15 protein-coding genes are annotated in these 19,117 nt (G+C 44.0%); 10 read left to right on the forward strand and 5 right to left on the reverse strand.

The window, feature by feature from the left end; genetic code table 11:
• The first annotated feature begins 9 nt into the window (after positions 1–9).
• The 7 genes from putP (at position 10) to ACYTPF_RS04005 (ending at position 8,188) form a co-directional block, all read left to right on the forward strand.
• Positions 10–1,515 (forward strand): sodium/proline symporter PutP, encoded by a 1,506-nt coding sequence (gene putP, locus ACYTPF_RS03975; RefSeq protein ID WP_269916087.1) that lies wholly within the window; start codon positions 10–12, stop codon positions 1,513–1,515.
• 253 nt (positions 1,516–1,768) lie between these two features.
• Entirely contained in the window at positions 1,769–2,683 is a 915-nt protein-coding gene (gene cysD, locus ACYTPF_RS03980) for a sulfate adenylyltransferase subunit CysD (RefSeq protein ID WP_179982784.1), read from the forward strand.
• A complete protein-coding gene (gene cysC / locus ACYTPF_RS03985; RefSeq protein ID WP_179982783.1) occupies positions 2,683–3,279 on the forward strand; it encodes an adenylyl-sulfate kinase in 597 nt (198 codons plus the stop codon). Before cysD ends, cysC begins: the two co-directional genes overlap by 1 nt.
• A complete protein-coding gene (gene cysQ / locus ACYTPF_RS03990; protein ID WP_461851285.1) occupies positions 3,279–4,070 on the forward strand; it encodes a 3'(2'),5'-bisphosphate nucleotidase CysQ in 792 nt (263 codons plus the stop codon). The genes cysC and cysQ overlap by 1 nt, the downstream gene beginning before the upstream one ends.
• 1 nt (position 4,071) lies before the next feature.
• The gene (cysN, locus tag ACYTPF_RS03995) at positions 4,072–5,487 is read left to right on the forward strand and encodes a sulfate adenylyltransferase subunit CysN (RefSeq protein ID WP_179982781.1); all 1,416 of its coding nucleotides are present in this window, start codon (positions 4,072–4,074) and stop codon (positions 5,485–5,487) included.
• Positions 5,488–5,503: 16 nt separating this feature from the next.
• Positions 5,504–7,228: an SLC13 family permease gene (locus ACYTPF_RS04000; RefSeq protein WP_461851286.1), complete on the forward strand. Its 1,725-nt coding sequence runs from the start codon at positions 5,504–5,506 to the stop codon at positions 7,226–7,228.
• A 255-nt stretch (positions 7,229–7,483) separates the two neighbouring features.
• Positions 7,484–8,188, forward strand: coding sequence for a YIP1 family protein (locus ACYTPF_RS04005; protein WP_179982779.1), 705 nt, complete (start codon positions 7,484–7,486; stop codon positions 8,186–8,188).
• Positions 8,189–8,268: 80 nt separating this feature from the next.
• Here the strand turns inward: ACYTPF_RS04005 and ACYTPF_RS04010 are convergent, their stop codons facing one another.
• Entirely contained in the window at positions 8,269–9,222 is a 954-nt protein-coding gene (locus tag ACYTPF_RS04010) for a DUF3025 domain-containing protein (RefSeq protein ID WP_461851287.1), read from the reverse strand.
• A gap of 70 nt (positions 9,223–9,292) precedes the next feature.
• Here ACYTPF_RS04010 and ACYTPF_RS04015 point away from each other — a divergent pair, with 70 nt between their 5' ends.
• Positions 9,293–10,960: a M28 family metallopeptidase gene (locus tag ACYTPF_RS04015; protein ID WP_461851288.1), complete on the forward strand. Its 1,668-nt coding sequence runs from the start codon at positions 9,293–9,295 to the stop codon at positions 10,958–10,960.
• 399 nt (positions 10,961–11,359) lie between these two features.
• Positions 11,360–13,030 carry an asparagine synthase B gene (gene asnB, locus ACYTPF_RS04020; RefSeq protein WP_179982776.1) on the forward strand — a complete coding sequence of 557 codons (1,671 nt, stop codon included), beginning with the start codon at positions 11,360–11,362 and terminating at the stop codon, positions 13,028–13,030.
• A 220-nt stretch (positions 13,031–13,250) separates the two neighbouring features.
• On the opposite strand, the gene ACYTPF_RS04025 is transcribed toward asnB, so the two are convergent.
• The gene (locus ACYTPF_RS04025) at positions 13,251–14,153 is read right to left on the reverse strand and encodes a type 2 periplasmic-binding domain-containing protein (protein ID WP_179982775.1); all 903 of its coding nucleotides are present in this window, start codon (positions 14,151–14,153) and stop codon (positions 13,251–13,253) included.
• 100 nt (positions 14,154–14,253) lie between these two features.
• Positions 14,254–14,928: a 7-carboxy-7-deazaguanine synthase QueE gene (gene queE / locus ACYTPF_RS04030; RefSeq protein WP_461851537.1), complete on the reverse strand. Its 675-nt coding sequence runs from the start codon at positions 14,926–14,928 to the stop codon at positions 14,254–14,256.
• A gap of 95 nt (positions 14,929–15,023) precedes the next feature.
• Here queE and queC point away from each other — a divergent pair, with 95 nt between their 5' ends.
• Complete coding sequence (gene queC, locus ACYTPF_RS04035) at positions 15,024–15,683, forward strand: 7-cyano-7-deazaguanine synthase QueC (protein WP_179982773.1); 660 nt, start codon at positions 15,024–15,026, stop codon at positions 15,681–15,683.
• A gap of 107 nt (positions 15,684–15,790) precedes the next feature.
• On the opposite strand, the gene ACYTPF_RS04040 is transcribed toward queC, so the two are convergent.
• Positions 15,791–16,717, reverse strand: coding sequence for a LysR family transcriptional regulator (locus ACYTPF_RS04040; RefSeq protein WP_118489862.1), 927 nt, complete (start codon positions 16,715–16,717; stop codon positions 15,791–15,793).
• A 330-nt stretch (positions 16,718–17,047) separates the two neighbouring features.
• Positions 17,048–19,063: an excinuclease ABC subunit UvrB gene (uvrB, locus tag ACYTPF_RS04045; protein ID WP_179982772.1), complete on the reverse strand. Its 2,016-nt coding sequence runs from the start codon at positions 19,061–19,063 to the stop codon at positions 17,048–17,050.
• Between the last annotated feature and the right edge of the window lie 54 nt (positions 19,064–19,117).

Raw genomic sequence — 19,117 nt, forward strand, 5'->3', positions numbered from 1 at the left:
GGAATTTATATGGCTACTGGCACGATAATCTCGTTGGGTTTGTATTTTGTTGTAATGTTGGGTATAGGCCTTTTCGCCTATCGGCAAACAGACACCAACGTAGAAGGCTATATGCTTGGAGGCCGGCAATTAGGCCCCGCTGTAACCGCACTTTCAGCAGGCGCATCAGATATGAGTGGCTGGATGCTCATGGGTTTACCTGGTGCAATGTACGTATCGGGCTTATCTGCAGGCTGGATTGCCGTTGGATTAGTTCTAGGTGCGCTCGCAAATTATATGTTGGTCGCTCCGCGCCTTCGCGTTTATACCGAAGTGGCTAACAACTCCATTACCCTACCCGACTATTTCGAGAACCGTTTTGCCGATAACTCTCGTCTACTAAGAGTGATCGCTTCTGTGGTCATTGTAGTTTTCTTCACGCTTTATACGTCATCAGGTGTTGTTGCCGGTGGAAAGCTCTTTGAAACATCCTTTGGTTTAACATATGAGACAGGTTTATATGTTACTGCTGGTGTTGTCGTTGCCTATACCCTCGTGGGTGGATTTATGGCAGTGAGCATGACCGACTTTGTGCAAGGCTGCATAATGTTCGTATCACTCATTATGGTACCTGCTGTGGTCATCAGTGAACTAGGCGGCATTGGGGCTTCAATTGACGCACTAGATACCATTAACCCTGCTCTATTTGATGCATTTATGGACGCCTCTACTAATGAAGCACTAAGCGTAATTGGTATTGTTTCATTAATGTCATGGGGTTTAGGCTACTTTGGCCAGCCACATATTATCGTTCGTTTCATGGCTATACGTTCAGTAAAAGATATTCCTACTGCTAGAAACATTGGCATGAGCTGGATGATTGTTTCTATCATCGGCGCGCTAATGACGGGTTTGTTCGGGTTGGCTTATATCACCGGTAACGGCAATGACATTGACCCAGAAACAGTATTTATCTACCTCTCTCAAATTTTATTCCATCCGCTTATTGGTGGCTTCTTATTAGCTGCGATCTTAGCGGCTATTATGAGTACCATTTCGTCTCAGCTACTGGTAACGTCTAGTTCACTTACCAGTGACTTTTACCAAGCCTTCCTTCGCAGAGATGCCTCTGATGGTGAATTAGTAATAGCGGGGCGCGTAAGCGTTGTTGCTGTAGCGCTAGTGGCTATCTATCTAGCGTATGACAGAGACAGCACTATATTGACCTTAGTAAGTAATGCATGGGCTGGCTTTGGCGCAGCATTTGGACCGCTAGTACTGTTTAGCTTATTTAAACGAGAAATGACCCGCCGCGCAGCATTGGGAGGCATGATAGTTGGTGCTGTGACTGTACTACTATGGATTTATCTTCCGATAGAAATCGGAGGCCAGAAGCTTGGTGCGTGGATGTACGAGATTGTACCCGGGTTCATTTTATCGAGCTTAACCATAATGATTTTGAGTAAATCAGGTACACCAAGAGAAGGCGTGCTAGACACATTCGATGCATTCCAGACCAAGCTGAATGAAAAGTAATTTAAAAATAACGCGTAAATAAGAGCAAAAGTAAGGCCCTGTTTAGTTTTCTAAGCAGGGCCTAATCTTTTTCTAGCCCCTCAAAATAGGGCCTTATGCTTCAATTGTATGACAGTTTTATTTATTGGAATAAGATTGCTATTTTAAATAGCAAAATCGCATACTACTTTTGAATTTAAATATGTTATCGTTCTATGCAGAAAAATAACCCGCATATAACTTTTTTGTATATAACATAAATTCGGACTTCAAAATGACTGCTAGTATCCCGTCTGTAACGCATTTGAAACAACTCGAAGCCGAGAGTATTCAAATTTTCCGTGAGGTCGCTGCTGAGTTTGAAAACCCAGTAATGCTTTACTCTGTAGGAAAAGACTCTTCAGTGCTGCTTCACCTTGCCCGTAAAGCGTTCGCGCCAGGCAAAATTCCTTTTCCACTTCTACACGTAGACACCACGTGGAAGTTTGGCGAAATGATCAAATTCCGCGACGAGCAAGCAGAGAAACACGGTTTTGATTTGCTTGTTCACATCAATGAAGAAGGTGTTGAAGCTGGCGTTGGTCCATTTAGCCATGGCTCATCGAAACACACTGATATCATGAAGACCCAAGCGCTCAAGCAGGCGTTAAACAAATATAAGTTTGACGCAGCGTTTGGTGGAGCACGACGAGACGAAGAAAAATCTCGTGCTAAAGAGCGCGTTTACTCATTCCGCGACAGCAACCACCGCTGGGACCCTAAAAACCAGCGCCCAGAGCTTTGGAATATCTATAACTCACAAGTTAACAAAGGCGAAAGCATTCGTGTTTTCCCAATGTCTAACTGGACTGAGCTAGATATCTGGCAATACATCTACTTAGAAAACATTGATATTCCACAACTGTACCTTTCTAAGCCTCGTCCTGTGGTAGAGCGTGATGGCGTGCTCATTATGGTTGATGACGACCGTATGCCGCTTGAAGAAGGTGAAGTACCAGAGATGCGCTCTGTACGTTTCCGTACCCTAGGCTGTTATCCATTGACCGGTGCGGTAGAGTCAGAAGCCGCAACCTTACCTGAAGTTATTCAGGAAATGCTGCTGACCAAGACCTCTGAGCGTCAAGGTCGCGTGATTGACCATGACAGCGCAGGCTCAATGGAGAAGAAGAAAATGGAAGGGTACTTCTAATGGCCACAGACAACGTTGTTTGGCATAAACACGAAGTCAATAAAACCACCCGTTCTGAAAAGCTAGGACAAACGCCTCGCGTTTTTTGGCTTACTGGTTTAAGTGGTTCTGGTAAATCAACATTAGCCAACTTGCTTGAGAAGAAGCTTCACGAGCAAAACAAGCACACCTATCTGCTAGATGGCGACAACGTACGTCACGGCTTATGCGGCGACTTGGGTTTTAGCGATAAAGATCGCGTTGAAAATATTCGCCGCATCAGTGAAGTTGCGAAGCTATTCGTTGACGCTGGTACTCTTGTACTTACCGCTTTCATCTCTCCGTTTAAGGCTGACCGCGATTACTGCCGTAGCCTAATGGCAGACGGTGAATTTGTGGAAGTGTTTGTTGATACACCACTTGAGGTGTGTGAAAAGCGCGACCCCAAAGGCTTGTACAAAAAGGCCCGCAGTGGCGAGATCAAGGACTTTACAGGTATCGATTCAGCCTATGAAGCACCTGAATCACCGGAAGTACACTTAACCTATCAGGATGAACCGGCAGAGCAGACCGCTGAGCGTTTATATGCTTTGCTACAAGAAAAGGGATTGGTGTAATGACACAGCCTTTAAATAATCTCGCACAAAAAGTGCTAGCTATTGCCAAAGAAGCTGGCGATAAAATTATGGCGATTTACGAAAAAGATTTCGCTATTTATGAGAAGCAAGATACCAGCCCACTAACCGAAGCTGACCTTGCCGCCCATAACGTTATTGTAAAGGCCCTTGAAGCGGAATCTGACCTGCCTATTCTTTCTGAAGAGTCAGCTGATATTTCGTGGGATGAACGTAAAACGTGGTCGTCATACTGGCTGGTTGATCCGCTAGACGGCACCAAAGAGTTTATTAAGAAAAACGGTGAATTTACGGTAAACATTGCACTTATCGAAAATGGCAAACCGACTATGGGTGTGGTTTACGCGCCTGCGCTAAACAAGAGCTATGTTGGTATTGTGGGTGAAGGTGCATGGACCGAAGTAGATGGTGAATTCACTGCCATTTCTGCGCGTAAGCACGATGGTGCAGAAGTGTGGAAAGTGGTGGGCAGTCGTTCTCACCAAAGTCCTGAAATTCAAAATTTATTGGCACAGCTTGAAGGTGAAACCGAGCTTGTGGCGATGGGCAGCTCACTAAAACTTTGCTTAGTGGCAGAGGGCGAAGCACATCTTTACCCTCGTTTGGGCCCAACATCTGAATGGGATACAGGCGCTGCACATGCAGTTGCACTGGCTGCTGGGGCAAATGTAACTGTTTTAGACCCAGAAAATCCACTAGATGACAACGCCGACGCTCTTACCTATAACCAAAAAGAGTCTGTGTTAAACCCCTTTTTCCTTGTGAGCGCATAACATGAACAACGAAAACGAATTATTAAGACAGGACGTTCTGTCTTACCTTGAACAACACGAAAAGAAAGACATGCTACGTTTCCTTACCTGCGGTAGCGTAGACGATGGTAAGAGTACCCTTATTGGTCGCTTACTTCACGATTCAAAAATGATTTATGAAGACCAACTTGCTGCCATTACAAAAGACAGCAAAAAAGTAGGTACTACGGGAGAGAAAGTTGACCTTGCCCTTCTTGTAGACGGGCTTCAGTCTGAGCGTGAACAAGGTATTACCATTGATGTAGCTTACCGCTACTTCTCTACCGACAAGCGTAAATTTATTATCGCTGATACCCCAGGGCACGAGCAGTACACCCGCAACATGGTAACAGGCGCATCTACTTGTGACCTTGCTATTATTCTTGTTGATGCTCGTGGCGGCGTTAAGGTGCAAACCAAGCGTCACTCATTCCTTGTATCTCTTCTAGGTATCAAACACGTTATTGTTGCTATCAACAAAATGGACTTAATGGACTATTCAGAAGAGGTCTATAAGCAGATTCAGGAAGATTACCTGAAGTTTGCTGAGCAGCTTGATATTCCTGATATTCAGTTTGTTCCTATCTCAGCATTGGAAGGCGATAACGTTGTAGGTGTCAGTGAGAAAACACCTTGGTTCAACGGCACACCACTAATGGAAATGCTAGAAAATATTGAAATTGGTGAAGATGACAATCAGGAAGATTTCCGCTTCCCAGTACAATATGTTAATCGCCCTAACCTAGATTTCCGTGGCTTTGCCGGTACGGTAGTATCAGGTCAGGTTGCGCCAGGTGATGAAGTGACTGCACTTCCATCAGGTAAGAAATCAAAAGTTAAGCAAGTGGTTACATTTGAAGGCGATCAAGAACGCGCTTATGTACCTCAAGCGGTTACGCTAACACTCGAAGACGAAATTGATATCTCTCGTGGCGATATGATTGTTAAATCAGACAACTTGCCACTACTTAACACCCAGTTCAAAACACATTTAGTCTGGATGTCTGAAGAGCCGCTAATGCCAAACAAGCAATACTTGTTTAAGTTCGCGACTAAGTCAACGCCAGGGGTTGTTGCTCATATCGATAATCAAATTGATGTGAACACGCTGGAAGAAGCAGATGCCATGCACCTAAATCTTAACGAGATTGGTGTAGTTGACGTCAAGTTCACCCAGCCAGTAGCCTGTGACCCGTACAAGCGCAACCGTCCTACAGGTTCATTCATTGTTATCGACCGTTTAACCAATGGTACCGTAGGTGCAGGTATGATCATCGACGAAATTGCCGGTGATGCACAGCATACTTCGCCTAATTTCTCTGAGTTTGAACTTGAATTCAATGCATTAGTTCGCAAGCACTTCCCGCATTGGAACTCTGTGGATATCAGTAAACTATAAGCAGGACTGGAGCAATATGGATGTGACCCAGTTCATCGTACTGGCAATTTTTGTCAGTACGATATGCGCGCTGATTTTTACCAGTCAGCGCCCTTCCACTGTGTTTTCTGGTGCAGTGTTAGCTTTACTGGTTACCCAGCAGTTATCTCTTGATGACATCTTGCTAAACTTAACAAACAAGGGCCTAATCACCCTTGTTTTGTTGCTTTTAGTAAGCAGTGCTATTGATAAAACCGCGTTAATAAAACGTATTGGTAGAAAGCTCGTTAGTGCTAACTTTACCCAGTCCTACTGGCGACTGTTTTCACTTACTTTTGTGTCGTCAGCACTGCTCAATAACACAGCAATTGTGGCCAGTCTTATTGGCCCTATAAAACAAAATCAATACCACCCCGCTTCCCGATTACTGATCCCGCTTTCCTACGCCGCAATACTCGGTGGCACGGTTACTTTAATTGGTACCTCAACTAACCTTATTGTAGATAGCTTTCTACAAGAGCACGGGCACCCTGGTTTCAACTTTTTCGACTTCACACTTTATGGCTCCATTGCTGGGCTAAGCTGTGGCCTTCTCATGTTCATGTTATTACCTTTGCTGCCCAATATTGGCAACAAGAACAATAACTATCATGAGTATATGGTTGAAGCAGAAGTAGAAGCAGGTTCAGAGCTAATTGGCAAAACTGTGGAGCAAAACCACTTACGTAACCTGCCTGAGCTTTTTTTGGTAGAAGTAGTGCGCAATGGCAACCTAATCTCGCCTGTTGGCCCTGACTTAGTTATTCTGGAAAACGACAAGCTGATCTTCTCTGGCAATGTCCAAAAACTAGATAACTTAAGCCATATAAAAGGATTAAGCATGTTCGCAGAAACCGATGGGGTATTGCGTGAAAGCTTAACTGAGGTTGTAGTGGCCAACCGCGCTCAAATAATTGGGCAAACCATTAAAAATCTGGGATTCAGAGCCCTGTTCGATGCCGCCGTTGTAGCTATTCGCCGCGATGGAGAGCAACTATCAGGAAAACTAGGTGAAATAAAGCTTCAAGCCGGTGACTTTTTGCTGCTAGCAACAGGGCCTGATTTTGCAACACGTCAAAATTTGAATAAGAACTTTTTCATTTTATCTGAGCAAAAAATTGCCCGCCCATTAACCAATAAGCAAGAGTGGATCACTCTTGGTGGTTTCCTTACGACAGTGTTATTAGCCGCGACTAATGTCATTTCATTAGCTATTGGTTTACTGTTCTTAGCTGCTGTTCTTGTCGGGGTTAGGGTTACGTCAAACGGAGAAATGAAGCGAAACCTGCCGCTAAACTTGATTGTTGTAATAGTCGGTGCGCTAAGTTTAGCCACTGCGCTCGAAAACTCTGGGGTCATTACCACTACAACCGAAGCGCTCATGCCTCTTTTGGCGGGCACTGATTGGTTTGTGGCGCTCGTGGTTATCTACTTGCTAACCTTACTTTTAACTGAGTTCGTTACCAACAATGCAGCTGCGGCTTTAATGTTTCCTTTTGCTTATGGGCTAGTGCAAATTATCGGAGCTCCGCTAATGCCATTCGCTTTAGCTGTAGCATTTGCCGCGAGCGCAAGCTTTATTTCGCCATTTGGTTACCAAACCAACCTCTTGGTTTACAACGCTGCCAACTACAAATTTGCACATTTTATAAAGATAGGGCTACCTATATCTGTGATGTACAGCACAATAGTGCTTACACTGCTGAATATAACTTATCTATAGGCTGTATACGGTCTTGCCAGCATAAAAAACAAAAGGGAAGCCATGCTTCCCTTTTTACTGCTCTTTAACCAAGCTTGCACTCAATTAACCTTATACATTTTCCCTTACAAAAAATGTCGCTTTATCAGAATCTTGTGCTGTACATAATGTGTGCCCGCCAGTAATCTTATACCCAAACTAATGAACAATAATTTGCAGTCATTGTTTTACACACAACCTAAGCAGCAAATAAAAACTAAGAAAGAGGAGCAAGGGATGCACACTGTGACGAATCCTTTCCAAGCGTGTAATGATATCTTTTTTAAACCGAATGGTGTATTCAAAGCAGTTGGCGAGCACAACAACTGGAGCTGGATGCCGTTTATCTTGGTTATGGCTATTACACTGGTATCACAATATCTCTACGTGAACTTTGTTGATATTGAGTGGTTTGCAGAAATGAACATTGCCGCACAGGGCGATATGAGCCCGGCTGAAGAAGAGCAGATGAAGGCTTTCTTCACCAGAGATGCGCTGCTTTGGTCTTCTATTATCGGCGCTTTTTTCATTCCTATTATCGTTAACGCTGTTTATGCAGTTTACGTAAACCTTATGACTCGTTCAGACGATAGCCATGTTTTCGGTTTCACAGATTGGTACGGTTTTGCATGGTGGCTTTCAATGCCTTACGTACTTACCGGTTTAGTTGGCGTTGCACTGCTATTGTTCACTGGCGACCACCAGGTGGCACCATCAATCTTATCACCAGCATCCTTAGGCTTTATCGCAAGTATTCCTATGGACTCACCTTGGTACGCGTTCGGCCAAGCTTTAAGGTTAGAGCTTTTTTGGGGAATTTATTTGGCCACCGTAGGCATCTCGCAGTGGACGTCTTTTCCTCTTAAGAAAGCGGCACTCATTGCAAGCGCTCCGTATGTGGTTATCTACGGTATTTGGCTGATTGCTTTAGCGCTATTTTAAAAAAATACACTTAATAGCCGCCTTCCATTTGGCTATTTGTTGGCGCTGCTCCGAAAAAAACTGGGGCAGCGTCAAGCTCTTTAAGACCACAAAGGTAGCTGAATTGTCGGCTTACTTCCCTTCCGGAGCGGTCTAAAATAGTCTTTATTCTGATAAAACACTTCATCTTGTTGACCTTGCCACAAAGGTACGCCAAGCAAAGGCAATGGTTTTAAAAGCGGTGTACTCTCAAAATAATTTAACGTTTTGATGCGTGCTGTCATCGCATCGTCTAGCACCAAGCGCTGCTGCCATTTATCAAGATGGCTAAAGCCTTTTGGTACAGCCACTGCTAACCACTTGCCCGTGAGGCCTACAAATGGATTTAGCATCATTTCTAAATTCGCGTGTCCAAAGATAAAAGGGCTGACCTGTTTGTGCCACAGTGCTCGTTTTTCAACAAAGACACGCTCCCACTCATGGGACGCTAATTCCGCTAAAAACGTTTCAAGAGTGCCTCTGTCATATAGCGCACCTAGCGTGGCCTTATCTGTAGTTCCGCTATTTGAGTCAATAAGTGTTGCTGTGCGCTTAGGCTTATTTGAAGCAGTGCTATCATGGGCTTCAATGGCAAGCACTACACCGCACTCATCGAAGTGCGTAATGCGATTGCGTCGCGGTGTTCTGGGGTTTACACCGTATGCACTAATATCACTAATATGTAGCGCATTTAACAGAGATTTTGTTTTGGGGAACTGCAGCCAAATAAGTGCATTAAACAAGTCGTGCCAGCTATGCTCTCTGGTAGGAACTACACCGTCTTCACTAATGATGGTCTCGTAATAACGCTGGTCATCATGTGAAAACTGGCTTTGCCCTTTGAACAGTGGCCCTTGCCATTGTTCATAATACCGGGCCGTTAATTCATTCAGCTTTTCAGGGGTAGGAAATTCGTCGTTACTTACCAAGCCAACCTCTTCAAGAAGCGCCGTAACCGGTTTACTGGCGTGTTTTAGTAAGTAGTCTTTACAGAAGGGGATTGAGTTTGATTGCATATCAACTATTGGTTCGCTTTAGGGTTTTCTCTATACTGGTTGCGTATTGTAGAGCAAACAGAGACTAACAATGAAAAAAATGTTTTTGCCATTGCTTGTACCTACCCTTTTAGGCGTAAGTGCTTGCACACCTAACAACGAGAGCACCACAACCAACGAGACAGCGCAGAAAACTATGCCTGTGGCTTCTAACTTCGACAGTGTTTATAACAACATTTCTGATGCTGATATTCGCGAGCCGCTAAAAATTTTGTCTTCTGATGAGTTTGAAGGTCGTTTACCAACGACTGAAGGTGAAAAGAAAACCATTGATTACTTAGTCAGTGAATTTACAAAAGCAGGTCTTAAGCCGGGTAATGGCGATAGCTTCCTTCAAAAAGTAGCACTTATGGAGATCACAGCTGATCCTGATATGACCATGACGATCGGCGACAATACCTTTGCCTACAAAGAGCAAATGGTAGCCTCTTCTAAGCGCGAGCAAAGCTCGGTATCTCTTGAAGACTCTGAACTGGTGTTTGTTGGTTATGGCGTAAATGCGCCAGAATACGACTGGAACGATTACGAAGGGTTAGATGTTAAGGGCAAAACGGTAGTTATGCTAATTAACGACCCTGGTTTTGAAAACCCAGAAAGCGGTAAGTTTCAAGGTACTACCATGACCTATTATGGCCGTTGGAGTTACAAATACGAAGAAGCGAGCCGACAAGGGGCGGCGGGTGCCATTATTGTTCACGAAACCGCGCCAGCGTCTTACGGCTGGTCGGTTGTTGCAAACAGCTGGAGTGGTCCGCAGTACGGTTTGGTAAGTGCCGATAAAGGTGCGAGCCGTGTTGCCGTTGAAGGCTGGCTTACGTTAGATGCAGCGAAAAAAGTGTTTGCCGATGCCGGTCTTGATTTCGACACAGAGAAAGCTAACGCCATGCAGGGTCCATATAGCAAAGCGATGGATATTAAAGCGTCGGTTACCGTGAAAAACACTTTCGAAAAGTCAGAAAGCAACAACGTAATCGCCACGTTACCGGGTACCGAGTTTCCTGATGAGCATATTATCTACACAGCCCATTGGGATCATTTAGGTAAAGACGAAAGCAAAGAAGGTGACCAAATCTATAACGGCGCGCACGACAACGCTACAGGTACTGCAGCAATGCTTGCTATGGCTAAAGCCTATTCAGAACTTACGCCTGCACCTAAGCGTTCAGTGTCGTTTTTAGTAGTTACGGCTGAAGAGCAAGGCCTATTGGGCAGTAAATTTTATGCCAGCAACCCTGTTATTCCTATTGAGAATACCGTCGCGAACATCAATATGGATGCAATGAACGTGCTGGGGAAAACTAAAAACGTTGCTGTTGTAGGCATGGGTAAATCAGAAATGGAAGATTACCTTGAAGCCGCCGCAGCTAAACAAGGTCGAACACTTACCCAAGAAGACCGACCTGAAGCAGGTTACTACTACCGTTCTGACCACTTCAGCTTTGCTAAACAAGGTGTACCGGCACTTTATGCAGAGGGCGGCAATGAGCCAGCAGATGAAGAAACGGCTAAGTATAGAAAACGTATGAACGTTATCGTGACAGGCTGCTACCATCAAGTGTGCGACCAATATCGCGATGACTGGGACCTAAGCGGCATTGTACAAGACACTCAGATGTTGTTTGACGTAGGTGTCGGCGTTGCGAATGCAGATGATTGGCCTAAATGGAATGAAGCAAGTGAGTTTCAGCGCAAAAATTAATATCCGCACTGACTTCTAAGCGTTAAAATTGCTTACTTATGCAATAAAACTAAAAGGGCCTTTTTATAGGCCCTTTCTTATTCCTCATTCCTAAAGCACTGCTCCAAGCGGCTTCGAATTGATACTTTTTACTATTCAGTAAACTCACTCACTATTTAATTGATATAATAATTATGCACCCCAAATAGGATAAAAATGTTAATAAACGGCTATTTTGAGATAAAAGGAATAAGTATTTCCATTTTCTCATCATAATGTACTTGCAATTTCCTGTCAGACTGGCACATTCAAGGCACGCGAAAAAAGAATAAAAACAATCCTTCGCTCACTCGTACGCGAGTACCGACAGAAAAAACTTCTATTATTTTTTTCAACAAGTGAACAGAGAGAATCCGTTATATGTGTGGTATTTTCGGTATCCTTGATATCAAAACCGATGTGTCTGAACTCAGAACCCAAGCCCTCGATTTATCAAAACTATTGCGCCACCGTGGCCCTGACTGGTCGGGTATCTGGAATAATGACAATACCATTCTTTGTCACGAAAGACTGGCGATTGTCGACGTAGATACAGGGGCACAGCCTCTTATCAGCCAAAACGATAAGCAAATTCTTGCTGTTAACGGCGAGATTTATAATCACAAGCAGCTAGCCGCTGACTTGGATGAACCGTATCCATTTAAAACCCGTTCAGATTGTGAAGTTATCCTTCCGCTTTTTCAGCAAAAAGGCATCGACTTTATTGATGACCTAGAAGGCATGTTCGCGTTTATTCTTTACGATGAAGAACAAGACGCTTACCTGATTGCCCGTGACCATATTGGAATTATTCCGCTTTATACGGGCTATGACGAACACGGTAACTTTTATGTTTCGTCAGAAATGAAAGCACTAGCGGGCGTATGTAAGACAATTAGTGAGTTCCCTCCTGGTCACTACCTTTGGAGCAAAGAAGGAAAAATCACTAAGTACTACAAACGCGATTGGATGGAATACGACAACGTAAAAGACAACACAAGCGATTTAGACGAGCTTCGCGTAGCGTTTGAAAAAGCAGTGAAGTCACACATGATGTCTGACGTGCCTTACGCAGTGCTGCTGTCTGGTGGCCTAGACTCATCACTGGTTTCTGCTGTGGCTGCACAGTACGTAGCCAAACGTGTTGAAGACGAAGATAAGACCGACGCTTGGTGGCCACGCCTACACAGTTTTGCTGTAGGACTTGAAGGCGCTCCTGATCTTAAAGCTGCGAAGAAAGTGGCGGATATGATTGGTACAGTTCACCATGAAATCCATTTCACCATTCAAGAAGGTTTAGATGCCATCCGTGATGTTATCTTCCATCTAGAAACGTACGATACAACCACTATCCGCGCTGCTACCCCTATGTACCTCATGACCCGCAAAATTAAAGCAATGGGCATTAAAATGGTGCTTTCGGGTGAAGGTTCTGATGAAATTTTTGGTGGTTACCTGTATTTCCATAAAGCGCCAAATGCTAAAGAATTCCACGAAGAAACGGTACGTAAGCTAGATCGTCTTCACATGTTTGACTGTGCGCGTGCTAACAAGGCCACGTCAGCATGGGGTGTTGAAGCACGCGTTCCTTTCTTAGATAAGAACTTTATTGACGTAGCCATGCGCCTAAACCCACAAGACAAGATGTGCCTTGATGGGAAAATGGAGAAGTGGATCCTTCGTAAAGCGTTTGATAACGGCGATACACTGCCTGCAGAAGTATTGTGGCGTCAAAAAGAGCAATTCGGTGACGGTGTAGGTTATTCGTGGATCGACTCCATTCGCGATTTCGTTGAAAACGAAGTAACCGACCAACAACTGGCTACTGCGGAGTTCCGCTTCCCAGTGAATACGCCTGACACAAAAGAAGGCTATTACTACCGTACTATCTTTGAGAGCTACTTCCCTCAAGAAAGTGCTGCGCGCTGTGTACCTGGCGGCAAGTCAATCGCCTGTAGTACTGCAGAAGCTCTTGAATGGGACGAGAGCTTTAAGAACAATGCCGACCCTTCTGGTCGCTCAATGAAAGACGTTCACGCTGGCGAGTCTTAATAGACGCAACGAAACAGCAATATGTAAAATGTAGAAAACGCAGCTTAGGCTGCGTTTTTTATTGCTGTTTTACTTTATACCAGTCCGCATAAATAATTACCCACTCAGCGAGAGTTAAAATGTTCGTAATCACGGCGTGTTACCACAGGTATAGTGGTTCTACATCAAGGTGACACAACAAAGAGTACGGACATTTTAAACTCGCCCACTCAGAAGGCGCTTATCTATGCGGATTGGTATTAGTCATCGTTGGTTTATACCAGAGTGCAGAATTAGTGAGAGGGGTTTCAATAGGAAGCAATGGGTTTTCCAGAGTAAATATTTTGCGCTCACTAACATCTAGAGACTCTAAGATAGGCGCATAGGTAGACTCAAACAAGGCGTCAAACGACCCGTCTTTTATGGCTCTATTTAACCCAGTGTGAATGAGGTTTTCTAATGTTTTATTATTTACATTTACGAAGTAATACATTGCTGTGGGGTAATAGAGGGCCATTGAAGGTTCAAGGTAGAGGTTAGAGCGACGGCCTTCTTCCTCAAGTTCTGCGCTCACTTCCATCACTGAGCGGGGAAAAAAGTCACCTTTCCCCTGTTTAATCATGTCATACGCTTCGCGAAATTCAGGCACGGTGAAAACATTGAACCCGTTGGCTTGGAGAATTTTGGTATCTGGCCACTCCTCACCTTGAATAGGAACAAGTTTGCGCATATCGTTCAGCGATAATACATCACTAAATTTTGACTTTTTATCTTCGTTTATAACAAAGACGCGAAAGCCAATCAGACCTTTGGCGATAGGTATTCGAATGGGAGTCAGTTCTTTTTCACGCTGGTTATCTGTCATGCTCCACACAACGTTCACTTCTCTATTCTCACGAAGCTGGCGCATAGCCTTACTCGTCAGTAATATGCGATCCGAAGGACGAAGCTCATAATTGACACCTGTTTTATCGAGAGCAAGTTTAAGTAAAGCGATAGGATATTGAGCTCGCGCGTCAGAGTCGTCGATAGGACGGGGGTAGGTAATCGTCCACGTAGCGCCATCAGCCGTTGGTACAATAGCCAAAAGACATAAAGCAATAGCCGTAGTAACGGCTTGTTTAAGCGTGTTGAAGCTGTGCATTTTCTTTATGCCCATGATGAATTAAAGAGTGAGTTAAAGAGTAAGCTGAGTGCTCATCATCGCTAATTATTCTTTTAAGCGGCCGATATGTATTAAACATTTATTCAATGCCAATGTATTTGTGTGTTTGTAAAGATAGCCGCCAGTTGCGCTCAATACAAGTACGCACAGCCAGTTCAGTCGCTCTCTTCTGCTGGCTAATTGGTTGTAAACAAACCTGTTTTCCTTCTAGCGATGATACATTGCTCAACAGCGCATCAAGTTCATCAATATGCTTTTGCATAGCAATAGGATGCTTAATTTCGTTTGCCCTTTCTAATGCGCTGACTAAAACATCGTATCCACCTTTCATATTTATTTTAGGTGAAACGGTTACGTAAGTGCGTTCGTCACACAGAACTTCAAAGGTGCCGCTGGTCTCAATTTGTGTGGTATACCCGTTATCGTGTAGCAAGGTTGTCAACGGACGTAAATCATACATACAAGGCTCACCACCGGTAATAACCACGTGCTTTGCCACGTATCCTTGTTCACTAAATTCGGCCAGTAAGGCGTCTTCGCTTGAGGTGAAATAGCTTTCTGACTCTTCACCTTTGGTTATTACCGCCTGTGGCGATACACTTAAATCAGGCTTGATTTCCCATGTATGTTTGGTATCACACCACGGGCAGCCTACAGGACAGCCCTGCAGACGAACAAAGATAGAAGGAATACCTGTGTGAGCTCCTTCACCCTGGATAGTTTCAAACATCTCATTGATGTTTAATGTGGACATTACAGACAAATTGACACCCTTTAACGATTGTATGTTGGGATTTTACCAAGGATCACATAAAATTCGGGGATAATTTCTTAAATCTTCAAAAAACTATGTCATCAGAAAATGTTGTTGTTATTTATTCAGGAGGCATGGACTCTTTCACGGTACTGCACAAAGCACTAAATGCAGGCAAAAAAGTCCACGCATTAAGTTTTAACTACGGTCAACGTCACAAAAAAGAACTCGACTATGCGGCGAACGTATGTAAATCACTTAACGTGCCACATAAAATTGTTGATATTAGCGCTATTAACACACTTATTGGAGGCTCTGCCCTAACGTCAGATATAGATGTGCCTGAAGGCCATTATGAAGAACCAAGCATGAAACAAACGGTAGTGCCTAACCGTAACATGATATTGCTTTCATTGGCGGTTGGCTATGCTGTGAGTTTGGACGCCAATGAAGTTTATTATGGTGCACACTCAGGCGATCACGCCATTTACCCCGACTGCCGACCAGAATTCGTGCATAAGATGAATGACGTATGCGGTATTGCAAACTATACCCCTGTTACCATTATGACGCCTTATATCGACGACAGCAAAACAGCTATTTTGACTGACGGTTTGTCAATGGGTTTGGACTATGGGCAAACATGGACATGCTACAACGGCAGAGAAAAAGCCTGCGGGAAGTGCGGTGCATGTGAAGAACGTTTAGAAGCGTTTAAAGAAAACAACGCTACCGACCCTCTAGAGTACGAATAAGCACTGGGTATAAAAATAGATAGACTCAAAAAAACACCTCTTGTTCCACGCGCATTTATAAGCGCTTTGAAACAAGAGGTGTTTTTATATTCGCTGTATTGATAAAGCTACTTCTGACTTTCAGAAATAAAATAGCTCAACTCTTTAATACAGTGGCGCAATACTGGGTTTAGCCGCGTGTTTTTACCATTCATCACAAACAACTCGTGGCTAAAGTTAAAAAGGCTACCTTGTGCAATAGGCACGAGTCCTAACGCCGCACCCTGCTCTTTTGCCATGTAATCAGGTAACAAGCCAATATATTCGCCCGTCATAATTGCGGACATTGCGGCGTCAAAAGAATCAGAAAAGGTTTGAATAGATAGCCTGGTCTCATCTTCAATGTAATTAGCCGATGACAGGCCAGCGATACCAATCGCAGGATAATCACCAATTTTCACATTCTCTGGCAACTCAGTATCGCGATACTTTGCCAACGGATGGGTTGGCGCACAATATAATCGCCCTTCAGTTTCAATTCCCACGGGGTGAAAAGTCACTGATTCGGGTTTTACCATGTCATAGGTTGAAACTACAAGGTGACACTCACCCGAAAGCGCTACGTGTTCTACTTCGTTATATAAGCGAGTTTGGATATTCACATGGATATCATCAAACTTTTTCATTGTACTTTTGACCGCTTTACTTACAGCCATGTGCATTGATAGCGGAAGACCTGCCATCAACACGAGCGTGATATGGCCAGAGTAGTCATCGTGTAGCGATTTTAGGTTAAATACAAAGTTATCGAATGCGTTGAAGATGCGCTTGGTTTCTTGAAAAACCACCTCACCTTCTTTTGTCATTTGAAAACCACCACGCCCACGATGGCATAGCACCAAATCCAAACGTTCTTCCAGCTTTTTAATAGCGGCACTGATATTTGGACGTTGCATTCGCAACACGGGTTCAGCCGCAGTAAATCCGTTGCAGCTTGCTACAGCATAAAACACACGCAGTAGCTTGATATCTGACTCCTGAAGACGATTAAGCATATTAGCACCTGTTTTTAGGTATAGTTATAGATACTCTTACGAGAACTATATGTAACTAATCGTGCTATTACAACGACATTTTGCTGCTTTTCGTCTCATTTAATAATAAAAAAGCAACTTTTCTGTTTGGTAAATAGTTATCTACAGGAATATTTTTACATAAGTAAAAAGAACATAAGCAAAGGTGGGGAGAAAATAGTGATGTGTTATTCAGATTTATACGGAACACGTGCGCATAAGGCTTTGTAACATTTTAACCTCGCCCTTCGGGAAGGTCTGGCGAGTGAAGTGCCCTCAAAACGCATTGAGGGCTTTGACTGTGTAAAATGCTTAAGAAAGCGCAACCACCTGTTTTCTAAGTGATTCAATATCGTCACGAAGTGAAGCCGCTTTTTCGAACTCAAGCTCTCGGGCATATTCAAACATTTGCTTCTCAAGTTCAGTGATTTGATCCATCAACTCAGTTGCACTTGCTGTCTTCTGTTGCTTTTTCTTTTCTTCAACTTTGCGCAGTCTTACTTTGCCAGAGGCAGGATGTGCACTATCACCTAGGTCCATAATATCGGTAATAGGCTTATTGAGTCGCATCGGTGTTATGCCGTTGGCCTCATTATGCGCCATCTGCTTTTCACGACGACGGTCCGTTTCGTCTATCGCTTTTTTCATCGACTTCGTAATACTATCTCCATACAAGATAGCTTTTCCATTTACGTGGCGTGCAGCACGACCAATAGTTTGAATAAGCGAACGCTCAGCACGTAAGAACCCTTCTTTATCCGCATCTAAAATAGCAACGAGCGAGACTTCAGGCATGTCTAACCCTTCACGTAAAAGGTTGATACCAACCAACACGTCAAATTTACCTAACCGCAAGTCGCGAATAATCTCAATACGCTCAACAGTATCAATATCAGAATGTAGATAGCGCACCTTTACGCCGTGCTCGTTTAAGTACTCGCTTAAGTCTTCGGCCATACGCTTTGTTAACGTAGTAATGAGCACACGTTCGTCGAGCTCTACTCGCTTTTGAATTTCAGAGAGCACATCATCGACTTGAGTGGCTACGGGGCGCACTTCAATAACCGGATCTAATAGCCCAGTGGGCCGCACAACTTGTTCAACTATCTCGCCGTCAGTTTTCTTCAACTCATAGTCACCCGGCGTAGCAGAAACATAAATGGTCTGAGGGCAGATTTGCTCAAATTCTTCAAACTTCAGAGGGCGATTGTCCAACGCAGATGGCAATCTGAAACCAAACTCCACTAGCGTTTCTTTTCTAGAGCGATCCCCACGATACATAGCCCCTACTTGGGAAACCGTAACGTGAGACTCGTCGATAAACATCAAGCCATCTGCCGGGAAGTAATCTAATAAAGTTGGAGGCGGCTCGCCCGGGGCTCGACCCGACAAGTAGCGGGAATAGTTTTCAATGCCCGAACAATATCCAAGCTCCATCATCATTTCGATATCAAACTGGGTACGTTGTGAAATGCGTTGTTCTTCAATAAGCTTATTCGTTTCCTGAAGCTGCTTTTTGCGCTCGCCTAATTCATCCTTTATATGCTCAATAGCATTCAGAATTTTCTCTCGCGGTGTAACATAGTGCGTTTTTGGGAAAACCGTCGCGCGAATAACAGACTTATCCACTGCGCCGGTTAACGGGTCGAATAAACTGATTTTATCTATTTCATCGTCGAACAGCTCAACCCTTACAGCTTGCTTTTCAGAGTCAGCGGGGAAAATATCAATAACATCCCCACGCACACGGAATGTACCCCGCTCAAAGGCCAAATCGTTACGCTTATACTGCAGTTCAGCAAGGCGACGTAAAATATCACGCTGATCCATGGTGTCGCCCTGACGAAGATGCAGCAGCATTTTCATATAGGATTCGGGGTCACCCAAGCCATAAATAGCCGACACACTGGCCACTATCACTACGTCACGGCGCTCCATCAGTGCCTTAGTAGCTGACAATCGCATTTGTTCAATGTGATCATTTATAGACGCGTCTTTTTCGATAAAGGTATCGGTACTAGGAACGTAGGCTTCTGGCTGGTAATAATCATAATATGAAACAAAGTACTCTACGGCGTTATTGGGGAAAAACTCTTTCATTTCACCGTAAAGTTGAGCCGCAAGTGTTTTATTGTGTGCCAGTATAAGCGTGGGTCGCTGCACTTCTTTAATGACGTTGGCCATAGTAAAGGTTTTACCTGACCCCGTAACACCTAGCAGTGTCTGGCCGGCCAAACCACTTTCCAAGCCATCGACTAGGGCTTCGATGGCCTTAGGCTGATCGCCCGCTGGTTTGTATTTAGAATGAAGCTCAAACCCTCTACTCATTTATTTAACCTTTCCTTTAGCCTAATGCTTAACATATTATTTGCGGGCATATTT

It is taken from the genome of Alteromonas sp. HB246098 (assembly GCF_054890645.1).